General features: G+C 66.6%; 12 protein-coding genes. 9 read left to right on the forward strand and 3 right to left on the reverse strand.

The window, feature by feature from the left end; all coding sequences use genetic code 11:
* Positions 1 to 34: 34 nt before the first annotated feature.
* From NV401_RS15755 to NV401_RS15765, 3 genes are all read right to left on the reverse strand, one after another.
* Entirely contained in the window at positions 35 to 814 is a 780-nt protein-coding gene (locus NV401_RS15755) for an SDR family NAD(P)-dependent oxidoreductase (protein WP_261295397.1), read from the reverse strand.
* A gap of 122 nt (positions 815 to 936) precedes the next feature.
* A complete protein-coding gene (locus NV401_RS15760) occupies positions 937 to 1194 on the reverse strand; it encodes an SWEET family sugar transporter (protein WP_261295398.1) in 258 nt (85 codons plus the stop codon).
* Positions 1195 to 1252: 58 nt separating this feature from the next.
* On the reverse strand, positions 1253 to 3115 hold the full coding sequence (locus NV401_RS15765; protein WP_261295399.1) for an ABC-F family ATP-binding cassette domain-containing protein: 1863 nt from the start codon (positions 3113 to 3115) through the stop codon (positions 1253 to 1255).
* 76 nt (positions 3116 to 3191) lie between these two features.
* Here NV401_RS15765 and NV401_RS15770 point away from each other — a divergent pair, with 76 nt between their 5' ends.
* The 9 genes from NV401_RS15770 (at position 3192) to NV401_RS15810 (ending at position 14362) form a co-directional block, all read left to right on the forward strand.
* Positions 3192 to 3659, forward strand: coding sequence for a GreA/GreB family elongation factor (locus NV401_RS15770; protein WP_261295400.1), 468 nt, complete (start codon positions 3192 to 3194; stop codon positions 3657 to 3659).
* Between the two features lies 1 nt (position 3660).
* Complete coding sequence (locus NV401_RS15775; RefSeq protein ID WP_261295401.1) at positions 3661 to 3840, forward strand: hypothetical protein; 180 nt, start codon at positions 3661 to 3663, stop codon at positions 3838 to 3840.
* A 326-nt stretch (positions 3841 to 4166) separates the two neighbouring features.
* Positions 4167 to 5348, forward strand: a complete 1182-nt coding sequence (locus NV401_RS15780; RefSeq protein WP_261295402.1) for a BaiN/RdsA family NAD(P)/FAD-dependent oxidoreductase — start codon at positions 4167 to 4169, stop codon at positions 5346 to 5348.
* A 65-nt stretch (positions 5349 to 5413) separates the two neighbouring features.
* Positions 5414 to 7141, forward strand: a complete 1728-nt coding sequence (locus NV401_RS15785; RefSeq protein ID WP_261295403.1) for a DEAD/DEAH box helicase — start codon at positions 5414 to 5416, stop codon at positions 7139 to 7141.
* A gap of 108 nt (positions 7142 to 7249) precedes the next feature.
* Positions 7250 to 7717, forward strand: a complete 468-nt coding sequence (locus tag NV401_RS15790) for a YaiI/YqxD family protein (RefSeq protein WP_261295404.1) — start codon at positions 7250 to 7252, stop codon at positions 7715 to 7717.
* A 128-nt stretch (positions 7718 to 7845) separates the two neighbouring features.
* Positions 7846 to 9048, forward strand: a complete 1203-nt coding sequence (locus NV401_RS15795; RefSeq protein WP_261295405.1) for an efflux RND transporter periplasmic adaptor subunit — start codon at positions 7846 to 7848, stop codon at positions 9046 to 9048.
* Between the two features lie 7 nt (positions 9049 to 9055).
* Entirely contained in the window at positions 9056 to 12253 is a 3198-nt protein-coding gene (locus tag NV401_RS15800; RefSeq protein ID WP_261295406.1) for an efflux RND transporter permease subunit, read from the forward strand.
* Positions 12250 to 13707: an efflux transporter outer membrane subunit gene (locus tag NV401_RS15805; protein WP_261295407.1), complete on the forward strand. Its 1458-nt coding sequence runs from the start codon at positions 12250 to 12252 to the stop codon at positions 13705 to 13707. The genes NV401_RS15800 and NV401_RS15805 overlap by 4 nt, the downstream gene beginning before the upstream one ends.
* Before the next feature lie 133 nt (positions 13708 to 13840).
* Positions 13841 to 14362 carry a GNAT family N-acetyltransferase gene (locus NV401_RS15810; protein ID WP_261295408.1) on the forward strand — a complete coding sequence of 174 codons (522 nt, stop codon included), beginning with the start codon at positions 13841 to 13843 and terminating at the stop codon, positions 14360 to 14362.

Genomic DNA, 14362 nt, shown 5'->3' on the forward strand with positions numbered 1-14362 from the left:
GGACGGACGCCCGCCGGGCGCCCGCCAATCCCGATCACATCAGCGTGTCGATGATCCCGCCATCGACGCGCAGCGCCGCGCCCGTCGTCGCCGCCGCCTGCGGCGAAGCGACATAGACGACCATGTTGGCGACTTCCTCGACCGTCGCGGCGCGGCGGATCAGCGAGCCCGAGCGATGCTCGACGACGAAATCGGCCGCGACCTGCTCGATCGGCCGGCCGGTCCGCGCGCGCTCCTCCTCCAGCATCGCCTGCACGCCCTCCGACAATGTCGGCCCGGGCAGCACCGAATTGACCGTCACGCCGGTGCCGGCCATACGCTTGGCCAGTCCGCGCGCCAGCGCCGCATCGGCCGTCTTGCTGACGCCGTAATGGATCATCTCGACCGGGATGCTGAAGCCCGATTCGGAGCCGAGCAGCACGAAGCGCCCCCAGCCCGCTTGCTCCATCCCCGGCAGGTAATGCCGCGCCAGCCGCACGCCCGCCATCACGTTGATCTGCCAGTGTCGATCCCAGGTGGCATCGTCGGTGGCGAAGAAATCGGATGGCTGGAAGATGCCGAGATTGCTCACCACGATATCCGCCCGGGGTTCGGCCGCGATCAGTGCCGCATGGCCCTCGGCGCTGCCGAGATCGGCCGCCACGCCGCGCGCATCGCCGCCGAGCGCGGCGACCGCGGCATCGACCTTGGCCGCGGTGCGGCCGTTGACGATCACGGTCGCGCCCGCCTCCGCCAGCCCCTTGGCGATGGCCAAGCCGATGCCTTCGGTCGAACCGGTAACGAGCGCGGTCTTGCCGCTGAGGTCGATCTTCATGAATGGTCTCCGGTTGGCGCCGCCTGAGGCAGCGCGAAACCGGCGATATGGGGAGAGCCGCGCCGCGCGTTAAGAGGCGCGCGCCAGCTCCGTTGCTGCCACACCCTCCCGCGATCGTCGCGCTAGAGCGCCGTCGCCAGCGTGATCGCGCCGAGCACAACGCCCGGGAAATTGGCCACCGCGATCGGCCAGTCGCGCTTGGTCTTGAGCAGGCCGTAGGCGGTCCACAGCCCGCAATTGACGATCGTCGCGATCGGCTGGAGCATCGATCCCGGATGGCCGGCGAGATTGAGCCGGATCTGATCGATATAGGACAGATACATCACGATCGCCGTGACGGTGGCGATCCAGCCCAGGATCGTGATGGCGCGTTCGTTCAAGTCCAATTCCCGGAGACTGACATAAGCCGGCCTAACCTATGTCAGTCTCCGATGTTCCTTACGCCGCCTGTTCGACCGCCTCGCTGGCCTCGAGCCACGCCGCTTCCGCTGCCTCCAGCTTGGCGGCAACCTCGCCGCGGCGTTTGGAAAGCTCGCCCATCGACAGCTTCTTGAGATAGCTTTCCGCCTTGGCCGGATCGAACATCGCCAGATCGAGCGCGCGCAGTTCGGCGGTCAGCTTGACCGTCTTCGCTTCGGCTTCCTGCGCCGACTTCTTCAGGTCGCCGACCTTCTCGCGCGCCTGCGCGGCGGCCTTCTTGTCCTTCTTGCCGTATTTCTGGCCGTCATTCTTGGGCTGGTTCTTGCCCAGGATGAAGTCGGTATAATCCTCCAGGCTGCCGCCATATTCGTTGGCCTGCCCGGCATCGACCAGCACCAGCCGATCGGCGGTCAGCTCGATCATGTGGCGATCATGGCTGACGATGACCACCGCGCCGGTATAGGCGTTGAGCGCCTGCACCAGCGCCTCGCGCGCATCGACGTCGAGATGGTTGGTCGGTTCGTCGAGGATCAGCATGTGCGGCGCGTCGCGCGTGATCAGCGCCAGCGCCAGCCGCGCACGCTCGCCGCCCGAAAGCTTGCCGACCTTGGTCGTCGCCTTCTCGCCGGAAAAGCCGAACCGCCCGAGCTGCCCGCGCACCGCGGCGGGCGTCTTGCCCTTCATCAGATGCGCCATATGCTCGACTGGCGTGTCCTCGGTATCGAGTTCCTCGACCTGATACTGGGTGAAGTATCCGACGCGCATCTTGCCCGAGACGGCGATCTCGCCATCCATCGGCGTCAGCTGCGCGGCGAGCAGCCGCGCGAGCGTCGTCTTGCCGTTGCCGTTGCGGCCGAGCAAGGCGACGCGATCGTCGGGATCGAGCCGGAGGTTCAGCCGCTGCAGGATCGGCTTGCCCTCGGTATAGCCGACGCTCGCCATATCGAGCGTGACAAGCGGCGGGCGCAGTTCCTCGGGATTGGGAAAGTCGAACGACAGCGTCGGATCGTCTGCCATCGCGGCGATCGGCTGCATCTTGGCGAGCATCTTCTGGCGTGACTGTGCCTGCTTGGCGGTCGAGGCGCGGGCGGAATTCTTGGCGATATATTCCTGCAGCTTGCTGCGCTGCGCGTCCTGGCTGGCCTTGGCTGCGGCGAGCTGCGCCGCACGCTCGGCGCGCTGGCGCTCGAACGAATCGTAGCCGCCCGAATAGAGGAACACCTTGCCGCCTTCGAGATGCAGGATGTTGTCGACCACGTTGTTGAGCAGATCGCGTTCGTGGCTGATGATCACGATCATGTTGGGATAGGCTTTGAGGAAATTTTCCAGCCACAGCGTCGCTTCGAGATCGAGATGGTTCGACGGCTCGTCGAGCAGCAGCAGATCGGGCTCGGAGAACAGCAGCGCCGCCAGCGCGACGCGCATCTTCCAGCCGCCCGAATAGCTGTCGAGCGGGCGGTTCTGCATTTCCTCGTCGAAGCCCAGGCCCACCAGGATGCTCGCGGCGCGCGCCGGCGCGGTATAGGCGTCGATCGCCATCAGCCGTTCGTAGACTTCGCCGAGCCGATCGGGATCCTCGCATGTCTCGCTCTCGGCGAGCAGCGTGGCGCGCTCCTTGTCGGCCTCCAGCACCGTCTCGATCGGCGTGGTCTGGCCGTGCGGCGCTTCCTGCTGGAGATAGCCGATGCGCGTCTTCTTCGGCATCTCGATCTCGCCATCGTCGGGCTCAAGCTGGCCGATCATGACCTTCATCAGCGTCGATTTGCCCGCGCCGTTGCGCCCGATCAGCCCGACACGGCTTTTCGGCGGCAGCGTCGCGCTGGCGCGGTCGAGGATCATGCGCCCGCCCAGGCGCACCGTGATACCATTGATATTCAGCATGGGCGGCCCCCTAGCACAGGGTAGCGCTTGCCCCAAGAGGCCGAGCGCATCACATGGGCAGGATGAGGAAACCATCATGAGCGTCGCGTTTCGGCGGGACAGTGACGAAGAGGTGCTCGAGCCCAAGTTCGAGATGCCGATCGCGCCGGGGCCGAATCTGGTCACCGCGCGGGGCCTGCGGTTGCTGAACGAAAAGGTGATCGAGATCCAGGCGGCGGTGGCCGCGGCGACGGAGGACGGCGCGCGCGACGAGCTGAAGCGCACGCTGCGCTACTGGCATACCCGCCAGACCACCGCCGAGCTGGCGCCGGCGCCGGCGCCGGGCGTTGTCGGGATTGGTTCGAGCGTCACGGTGCGGATGAATCGGGCCGAGCGCGTGATCCATATCGTCGGTGGCGACGAGGCCGCCCCCGCTTCGGGGCTGGTCGGCTTCCAGGCGCCGCTGCCGCAGGCGCTGATCGGCGCGGAAGTGGGCGAGCGGGTGGAATTCAACGGCGTGGCGGACGCGATAGAGATCCTCGCCATCGAGCATCAAGGAGACTGACGTGGCTGAGAAATTCGAACGACATCGCCAGCCCTGGACGCAGGACGAGATCCAGAAACTGCATACCTTGGCCAAGAAAGGCATGGGGCTCAAATCGATCGCCAAAGCGCTGACCCGCACCGAGGAATCGGTCAAGGACAAGGCCAAGGCGGATAGCCTCAACATCGCGAAATTGCGCTGACCTGACTCCCCTCCCTGCAAGGGAGGGGTTGGGGGTGGGTAGACGGATGCGCTACGGTTAGGCCACAGCGCGCCGTTGCCGGACACCCGGACCCGACCCACCCCCAGCCCCTCCCTTGCAGGGAGGGGAGCGAGAAGTTGGTCCTGCCCCCCCTCTCCCCGCCGAGGGAGAATAGTGAAATTGAACCGCGCTTCCCACCTTACCATCCCGGCGGACGCCGGGGCCCAGGCGCGAAGGTAGTTGTAACGGCGCGCAACACCCGCCAACCCCTGCCTCCCGACTGGGCCCCGGCGTCCGCCGGGGTAGTGTTCAGCGTAGGATAAAGCGTGCCCCACCCCCTCCCCTATGACGCGATCATCCTCGGCGCTGGCGCCGCCGGGCTGATGTGCGCCGCCACCGCCGGCCAGCGGGGAAAGCGCGTGCTGCTCGTCGATCACGCCGACGCGCCAGGCAAAAAGATCCTCATCTCCGGCGGCGGCCGATGCAATTTCACCAACCTGCACACCGCGCCCGACCGCTACATTTCCGCCAACCCGCATTTCGCCAAGTCGGCGCTCGGCCGCTACACCGCGCAGGATTTCCTCGCTTTGGTCGAGAAACACGGCATCGCCTGGCACGAAAAGACGCTCGGCCAGCTATTCTGTGATGGCTCGGCCAAGCAGATCGTCGCCATGCTGCTCGACGAATGCGATGCGGGGAATGTCGAGCATGTGCTGGGCCAGAGCATCACCGCGATCGACCATTCCGACGGACTGTTCCGCGTGACTCTGGGGGGCCGGGAAGTATCCGCCACCTCGCTGGTCCTCGCCACCGGCGGCCCCTCGATCCCCAAGATGGGCGCGACCGGCTTCGCCTATGAGGTCGCGCGGCAGTTCGGCCTCAAGGTCGTCGAGCCACGCCCCGCGCTCGTGCCGCTGACGCTCGGCGGCGACGAGATCCTGTTCCGCGAATTGTCCGGCGTCGCCACCGAAGTGGTCGCCAAATGCGGCAAGACCGGGTTTCGCGAAGCGGCGCTGTTCACGCATCGCGGCCTGTCCGGCCCGGCGATCCTGCAGATTTCGAGCTATTGGCGCGGCGCCGAGACGATCGGCATCGATTTTCTTCCTGCACAGCGATCCGGCTGGCTCACCGCCGCCAAACGCGCCAAACCGCGTGGCCAGATCGGCGCCGCGCTGGCCGCGCAATTGCCCGGCCGGCTGGCCGAAACCCTCGCCCAACGCCTTGAATTGTCGGGCGAACTGCACAACATCAAGGATAGCGTCCTGAACGACGCCGAGCGTCGCCTGGCCGATTGGCGCTTCTCCCCCAACGGCACCGAAGGCTATGCGAAAGCCGAGGTAACGGTCGGCGGAATCAGCACCGCCGAGCTGTCATCGCAAACAATGCAAGCCAAACGCGTAGAAAACCTGTATGCGATCGGCGAAGCGGTCGATGTCACAGGGTGGCTGGGCGGCTACAACTTTCAATGGGCATGGGCGAGCGGATGGGCCGCGGGCCAGTCCATCTGACAGCCTGACAACGCCGATGCGCGATTGCCGTGGTGGCAAGCGCATCCACTAAATTTGAGAGAACCATGCCTTTTTCAGCACTTCCCCCGCTTCTTACCGAAGCGCTCACCGAACGCGGCTATGCCGCCCCCACCCCGGTCCAGGCCGGCGTCCTCGAGCCCGAGGCGATCGGCCGCGATCTGCTCGTCTCCGCGCAGACCGGCTCTGGCAAGACCGTTGCCTTCGGCCTCGCCATGGCCGCGCAGCTGCTCGAGGAAGATGGTCGTCTGCCACAAAAGGGCCCGCTGGCGCTGGTCATCGCCCCGACCCGCGAACTCGCGCTGCAGGTCAGCCGTGAGCTGATGTGGCTCTATGCCAAGACCGGCGGGCGCATCGTCACCTGCGTCGGCGGCATGGATGCGTCCAAGGAGCGCCGCGCGCTGGCGCACGGCGCGCATATCGTCGTCGGCACGCCGGGCCGCCTGCGCGATCACCTCGAGCGTGGCGCGCTCGACCTGTCCAGCCTGCGCGTCGCTGTGCTCGACGAGGCCGACGAGATGCTCGACATGGGCTTCCGCGAAGATCTCGAGCAGATCCTCGATGGCACGCCGACCGAGCGCCGCACGATGATGTTCTCGGCCACGATCCCCAAGACGATCGCCGCGCTCGCCAAGCGCTACCAGCGCGATGCGGTGCGCATCTCGACCGTCGGCGAGGATCGCGGTCATGGCGACATCTCCTATCAGGCCGTCACCTGTGCGCCGGCCGATATCGAGAATGTCGTGGTCAACCTGCTCCGCTTCCACGAGGCGGAAACGGCGATGCTATTCTGCGCCACGCGCGACAATGTCCGCCATCTCCATGCCGGGCTGATCGAGCGCGGGTTCAGCGCCGTCGCCTTGTCGGGCGAGCATAGCCAGAACGAGCGTAACGCGGCCTTGCAGGCACTGCGCGATCAGCGTGCGCGCATCTGCGTCGCTACCGACGTCGCCGCGCGCGGCATCGATTTGCCGACGCTCAGCCTCGTCGTTCATGTCGAGCTGCCGCGCGATGCCGAGACGTTGCAGCATCGCTCGGGCCGCACCGGCCGCGCCGGCCGCAAGGGCACGGCGATCCTGATCGTTCCCTATCCGCGCCGTCGCCGCGTCGAATCAATGCTTAAGGGTGCGCGGATCAACGCCGACTGGATCAACCCGCCGACGCTGGAGGATATTCGCGAGAAGGATCGCGAGCGCCTGTTGACCGTGCTGATGGAAGAGGTCGAGATCGACGAGGGCGATCGCGTGCTCGGCGCGAAATTGCTCGAAACCAAGAGCCCCGAGGATATCGCGGCCTTGCTGGTCCGCGCACACCGCGCGCGCATGCCAGTGGCCGAGGAGCTGATCGGCTCGGGCAAGGAAGCCCCCGGATCGGCCCCGCGCAACGATGGTCACCGCGAAGGCTTCGAGGACATCGTCTGGTTCCGCATGGATATCGGCCGTCGTCAGAATGCCGATCCGCGCTGGCTGCTGCCGCTGATCTGCCGCCGTGGGCACATCACCAAGAACGAGATCGGCGCGATCCGCATCGCGGCGACCGAAACCATGTTCCAGGTGCCGCGCGCGATCGTCGGCAAGTTCATCGCCTCGGTGGCGCGGACGGCCAATTTCGAGGGCCAGGACGAAAATGCGATCCGCATCGAACAGGTCGATGGCGAGCCGCATGCCGCGGCGCACCGTCCGCGCCTGACGCCCAGCGCGCGCCCGAGCGGCCCGGCACCGACCCGGCATGCGCCGAAGCAGGGCTATCGCCGGACCAACGACCGACAGCGATAAAACGCAGCACTTTTGGTGTTCTCCCGCGAAAGCGGGAGCCCAGGATCATGAACGATATCGCTTGTGACCCTGGGCTCCTGCTTTCGCAGGAAAACAGCGAGGTATTGAATGGACGACGTGACCAATCCTCTCCGCATCCTCGTCGACGGCGACGCCTGCCCGGTGAAGGACGAGATCTACCGCGTCGCCTATCGCACCGAAATTCCCGTCACGATCGTCGCCAACAGCCATTTCCGCATTCCCGCGCATCCGCTGATCGACCGTGTCGTGGTCAGCGACGGCTTCGATGCGGCGGACGACTGGATCGCCGACCGGTCGACGCCCAAATCGATCGTCGTCACTGCCGATATCCTTCTTGCGGACCGCTGCCTCAAGGCCGGCGCCACGGTGCTTGGCCCCACTGGCCGGCCCTTCACCAATGCCTCGATCGGCGGCGCCATCGCAACGCGCGCGATCATGGCAGATCTGCGCGCTGGCGGCGACGCGATCGGCGGCCCTGCGCCGTTCGGCAAGGCGGATCGCTCGCGCTTCCTGTCCGCTCTCGATGCCGCGATCGTTCGGTTACGCCGTTTATAAACGGTGAGTTTCGCAACGGTATACCGATGTAACCGTCGCCGTTGGAACGACTTAGCCCCGCACGGGTTTGACGTTGCGGAAGCGGACTGCCATCGCGGTGTCAGCCTTTATAAAGCGGTGGAACCAGAATGCTTTTGCGCCAAGCCGCGCCGAATCGATTGTCGATACTTGTTGGATGTCTCGCGCTCGCCGCCTGCGGCGGTAGCGACAAGGCGTCCGAAAAGGGCCGCGGCCAGACCGGCACCCCCGAAGTCGGCTATGTCGTCGTACAACCGACCAGCGTCCCGCTGACCACCGAACTTGGCGGGCGCACTGCGGCGTTCCAGACGTCCGAGGTTCGCCCGCAAGTGTCCGGCCTGATCCGCCGTCGCCTGTTCACCGAAGGCTCGATCGTCCAGAAGGGCCAGACGCTCTACGAGATCGATCCCAGGCTCTATCAAGCCTCGGCCAACGAGGCGCGCGCCGCGCTCAATAGCGCGGCCGCCAATGCCGACGCGACGCGCGTCAAGGCGGACCGCTACCGGCCACTGGCAGAAATGGAAGCCGTCGCCAAACAGGATTATACCGACGCTGCGGCACAGGCGCGCCAGGCGGCCGCTGCGGTCGCCCAGAGCCGCGCGCAACTTGAAACCGCACGCATCAATCTGCGCTTCACCAAGGTGCCCGCGCCGATCACCGGCCGCATCGGGCGATCGTTGTTCACCGAGGGCGCCTTGGTCACGGCCAGCCAGACCGATCCGCTGACCACCATTTCGCGGCTCGATCCGATGTTCGTCGATATCCAGCAATCCAGCGCCGATCTGCTCAAGCTGCGCCGCGCGCTCGCCTCGGGCGGCGTCGCGCCGTCCAGCGCCGCGGTCCGCCTCAAGCTCGAGGACGGCAGCGATTACGGCCAGACCGGCACCGTCCAGTTCGCCGAGGTGATGGTCAACGAAAGCACCGGCACGGTCACGCTGCGCGCGCGCTTCCCCAATCCGCAGGGCATGCTGCTGCCCGGGATGTTCGTCCGCGCGACCTTCGCGCAGTCGGTCGACAACAACGCCTTCCTGGTCCCCCAGGCTGGCGTGAAACGCGATCCCAAGGGGAGCACGACGGTGCTGGTGGTGAGCGCCGACAACAAGGCCGTCGAGCGCAAGGTCACCGCGACGCGCGTCGTCGGGCCCAACTGGGTGGTCACCGCCGGCCTCAAGGCCGGCGACAAGGTGATCACCGAAGGCACGGCGCGTGCGAAGGCCGGCCAGCCGGTCAAGCCGGTCCCGGCGGGCGCCGCGCAAAAGTTCAATACGCAGCCTGCCAAGAGCGGGGACAAGTCCGCGCCAACCAAGAACTGACGCTGCCATGATCTCGCGCATCTTCATCGACCGGCCGATCTTCGCCTGGGTCGTCGCCATCATCATCATGCTGGCCGGGCTCGGCGCGATCTATACGCTGCCGACCGAGCAGTTCCCCGATGTCGCGCCGCCCAACGTCAATATCCGCGCGACCTATCCCGGCGCCTCGGCCGAAACGCTGGAGAACAGCGTCACGCAGGTGCTCGAGCAGCAGCTGACCGGGATCGACGGCCTGCTCTATTTCAGCTCGAGCAGCTCCTCGCGCGGTTCGGTGACGATCACCGCGACGTTCGAAAAGGGCGTCGATCCGGACATCGCGCAGGTCCAGGTGCAGAACAAGGTGCAGCAGGCGCTCAGCCGCCTGCCCGCGCAGGTCCAGCAACAGGGCCTGACCGTCACCAAATCCAATCCCGATTTCCTGCTGCTCGTCGCGATCTATGACGAATCCGACAAGCTCAGCAATCAGGACGTGTCCGATTATCTGATCGCCAATTATCAGGACAAGCTCGGCCGTATCGAAGGCGTCGGCGACACCAATGTGTTCGGCTCGCAATATGCCATGCGCATCTGGCTCCGGCCCGAGCAGTTGGCGAGCTTCTCGCTGATCCCCTCCGACGTGATCAACGCGATCACGGCGCAGAATACCGAAATCGCCGCGGGTGAGATCGGCGGCCAGCCGATGCCCGATACGCAGATGCTGAACGCCACCGTCACCGCACAGTCGCGCCTGCAGACGCCCGAGCAGTTCGCCAATATCGTCGTGAAGACCGCGCGCGATGGCTCGGTGGTGCGCCTGTCCGATGTGGCGCGCGTCGAGCTCGGCGCGGAAAGCTACGGCGCGGTCACGCGGATCAACGGACATCCCGGTGCCGGCATCGCCATCTCGCTGGCGCCCGGCGCGGACGCGCTGAAGACATCCGAACTGGTCAAGGCCGAGATCGAGCGGTCGTCCAAATCCTTCCCCGCCGGCTTCAAATACGCTTTCCCGCGCGACTCCACCGAGTTCATCAAATTGTCGGTGGAGGAAGTGCTCAAGACGCTGGTCGAGGCGGTGATCCTCGTCGTGATCGTGATGTTCGTGTTCCTGCAAAGCTGGCGCGCGACGCTGATCCCGACCATCGCAGTGCCGGTCGTGCTGCTCGGCACGATCGCGGTGTTCCAGCTGGCCGGCTTCTCGATCAACACGCTCACCCTGTTCGGGCTCGTGCTGGCGATCGGGCTGCTCGTCGATGACGCGATCGTCGTGGTCGAGAATGTCGAGCGGCTGATGGACGAGGATCCCGATCTGTCACCGCGCGACGCGACGATCAAATCGATGGACGAGATCACCGTCGCGCTGATCGCGATCGCGCTGGTCCTGTCCGCGGTGTTCCTGCCGATGGCGTTTTTCGGCGGCTCGACCGGCGTGATCTATCGCCAGTTCTCGGTGACGATCGTCTCGGCGATGATCCTCTCGGTGGTCGTCGCGCTCGTCCTGACCCCGGCGCTGACCGCCACCCTGCTCAAGAAGCGCAGCGACGAGAAGCAGCGCGACAATTGGTTCACGCGCAAGTCGCAGGGCGCGAAGGACTGGTTCAACCATGGCTTCGAGCGCACCACCGAACGCTATGTCGGCGCGGTCGGCAAGGTGGTGGACCGCAAATGGCTGTTCCTGCTCATCTATGCCGGCGTCGTCGCGCTGCTCGTCATCCTGTTTGTCCGCCTGCCAACCGGTTTCCTGCCGTCCGAGGATCAGGGCGGCGCGCAGATCCAGTTCAACCTGCCGCCCGGCGCGACCCAGGCGCGCACCGTGGCCGTGCAGAAGGAAATCGAGCGCTATTTCCTGACCACCGAGAAGGCCAATGTCGGCGTCTTGTTCACCAATGCCGGCGGCGGCGGCGGTGGCGCCTCGGGCCAGAATACCGGGCGTGGCTTCCTCGCGCTGACCGACTGGTCCGAGCGCAAGGGCAAGGAAAACGTCGCCGACGCGATCACGCGCCGCGCTTCCAAGGCGCTGGGCGGGCTGCGCGATGCCGAAATCTACGTCACCGTGCCGCCGGCGGTGCGCGGGCTGGGGCAGTCGGCGGGGTTTACGATGGAATTGCTCAATTCCGGGGGGCTTAGTCGCGAAGAGTTCAAGGCGGCGCGCGACAAGCTCGTTGCGGCGGCACGCGCCGATCCCGAATTGCAGGCGATCCGCCTGACCGATCTCGAGGATCAGCCGACGCTCAAGATCGATATCGATCAGGCCAAGCTCTCCGCGCTCGGTCTGGCCCAGGCCGACGTCAACGCCACGCTGTCGACCGCCTGGGGCGGGCGCTACGTCAACGATTTCAACGATCGCGGTCGCGTGAAGCGCGTCTATGTGCAGGGCGATGCCGCGTCCCGCTCGAGCCCGGACGATCTTCAACAATGGTATGTCCGCGCCGCCGACGGGCAGATGGCGCCCTTCTCGTCCTTCTCGACCATCTCCTGGTCGACTGCGCCGCCGAGCCTGGCCCGCTTCCAGGGTGTGCAATCCTATGAAATCAGCGGCCAGCCGGCAGAGGGGCAGAGCTCGGGCGAGGCGATGAACAGGATGACCGAGCTGGCTGCCGAGATTCCCGGCACGTCGGTCGCCTGGGCCGGCCTGTCCTTCCAGGAACGACTGTCCTCGGGCCAGGCGCCGCTGCTCTACGGCATTTCGATCCTCGTCGTGTTCCTGTGCCTCGCCGCGCTCTACGAAAGCTGGTCGATCCCGGTCGCCGTGCTGCTCGTCATCCCGCTCGGCCTGGTCGGCGCGGTGTTCGCGGTGACCTTGCGGGGCCTGGAAAACGACGTCTATCTGCAGATCGGCCTGCTCACCACGATGGGCCTGGCGGCCAAGAATGCGATCCTGATCGTGGAATTCGCCGAACAGGCCGAAAAGAAAGGCGCGCGCATCATCGAGGCGGCGCTCGAGGCCGCCCGGCTGCGCCTGCGCCCGATCCTGATGACCAGCCTCGCCTTCATCTTCGGCGTGCTGCCGCTGGCGATCTCGACCGGCGCGGGTGCCAATAGCCGCGTCGCGATCGGCACCGCGGTGATCGGCGGCATGCTGACCGCCACCGTGCTCGCGGTGTTCTACATCCCGTTGTTCTTCGTGCTCGTTCGGCGCGGCACGCGTGACGTGCTCAAGAAACTGCATCACGACCATCCTGACGACACGCCGACCACCGACCAACCGAAACCGGCGGGTGCCGCATGATCAAGATCGCTTTCCCGCTGCTCGCCAGCGTCGCGCTCGGCGCGTGCAGCCTGGCGCCGAAATATGTCGAGCCGGCGCTGCCCGTTCCCGCGTCCTGGCCGGTCGGCGACGCCTATCTGCGCCAGAGCGAGGCCGCGCTCCCCAGCGTGTCCTATAGCGACATCTTCCGCGATCCGCGGCTGCAGCGGATCATCCAGCAGGCCCTGGTCAACAACCGTGACCTGCGCATCGCCGCCGCCAATATCGCGGCTGCACGCGCGCAATATCGCATCCAGCGGGCCGATCTGTTCCCGCAGATCGATGCCTCGGGCAATGCCACGCGCTCGGATTCGGGGACCGGCAGCACCAATGCCAGCGGTCAGTCCAACGCCGGCGGCGCGCGCAACAGCTTCAGCACCGATCTCGGCTTCACCGCGTTCGAGATCGATCTGTTCGGGCGTGTCCGCTCGCTCAGCACGGCGGCGCAGAACCGCTATTTCGCGACCGAAGCCGCCGCCCGCGCGACGCGGCTGACGCTGGTCGGCGACATCGCCACCGCCTGGCTCAACTATGCCGCCGATCGCAGCCTGCTCAAGATCGCTCAGGATACGGCGGCCAGCGCGGAACGCAGCGTCACCTTGACGGATCTGCGCCGCGCCGGCGGCGTCGCCCCACGCACCGATGTCGCGCAGTCCAAGCTCGTGCTGGCCCAGGCACAATCCGATCTCGCCGAACAACGCACCGCGCTCGCGCAGGACGTCAACGCGCTGCAACTGCTGGTCGGTGCGCCGGTCGATACGACCTTGCTGCCGCAGACCATCGAGGAGGCCGGCAAGACGCTAGCGGAGCTGCCCGCCGGGCTCGATTCCGCGATCCTGCTGCGCCGCCCCGATGTGCTGCAGGCGGAATACGAGCTTCGCGCCACCAACGCCGAGATCGGCGCCGCGCGTGCCGCCCTGTTCCCGCGCATCTCGCTGACGGCGGTGCTCGGCCTCGCCAGCAACGCGCTGGGCGGGCTGTTCTCCGGCGGCGCCTTCAACTATTCCGCCGGCCCGTCGGTCAGCTATCCGATCTTCAATGCCGGCGCCGGCCGCGCCAATGTCCGCCTCACCGAGGCGCAGCGAGATGCCGCGCTCGCGACCTACGAGCGGGCGATCCAGACCGCGTTCCAGGAAGTCTCCGATGCGCTCGCGCGCCGCGGCACGATCGCCGATCAGAACCGTGCCGCGCTGGCGCTGGCGGCGGCGGCGACCGACAATTACCGCCTGTCCGACGCGCGCTATCGCGGCGGAATCGACACGTTCCTGCAAAGCCTGGACGCGCAGCGCTCGCTCTATTCCGCGCGGCGCTCGCTGGTTGCGACGCAGCTTACCGCCGCGACCAATCTGGCGACGCTGTACCGCGTACTGGGCGGCGACGCGCTGCTGGTGGCGACCCCAGCCGGACCAGTGCCCGTGACCGCACCCAGGCCGTAACCACCGCGCCTTCCCCGGCAACATCCCCGCGCAATTGTCGCCAGAGATGCGCCGTTACCAACCAACAGGTGACAATCGTCCGCGCGCATGCCAGCTTCTCCGCCAGCGGCAATGCGCCCGGGGACCGATCGACATGAGCTACCGCATCCGCCGCTTCGCGCTCGCCGACCGCGACAAGATGCTGGCCTTCGCCGAAACCCTGCCCGAACACGATCTGCTGTTTCTCGGCCGCGATTTGAGACACCCGCGCGTCGTCGATGCATGGCAGGCGGCGATCGAGGAAGGCTGGATCGACAGCCTGATCGCCGAGGACGGCGATACGGTGCTGGGGTCGGCCGCGCTGGTGCGCGATCCGTTGAGCTGGAGCGCGCATGTCGGCGAGGTTCGCCTGCTCGTGTCCCCCGCCCGGCGCAATGTCGGGCTCGGCCGCGATCTGCTCGAGGCGATCTTCGCGGTGGCGGCGGAGCGCGGCGTCGAGAAGCTCACCGCGCAGATGACGCCGGATCAGATCGGATCGGTGATGCTGTTCGAAAGCCTGGGCTTCCGCGCCGAAGGCCTGCTCAAGGATCAGGTGCGCGATCGCGCCGGTCGCACGCACGACGTCGCGATCCTCGCGCACGACATCCACCGGGCCGCCGCGCCGGCGCCGGAATGA

Origin of the sequence: Sphingomonas hylomeconis (genome assembly GCF_025370105.1) — a bacterium.
Taxonomy (GTDB): Bacteria; Pseudomonadota; Alphaproteobacteria; order Sphingomonadales; family Sphingomonadaceae; genus Sphingomonas; species Sphingomonas hylomeconis.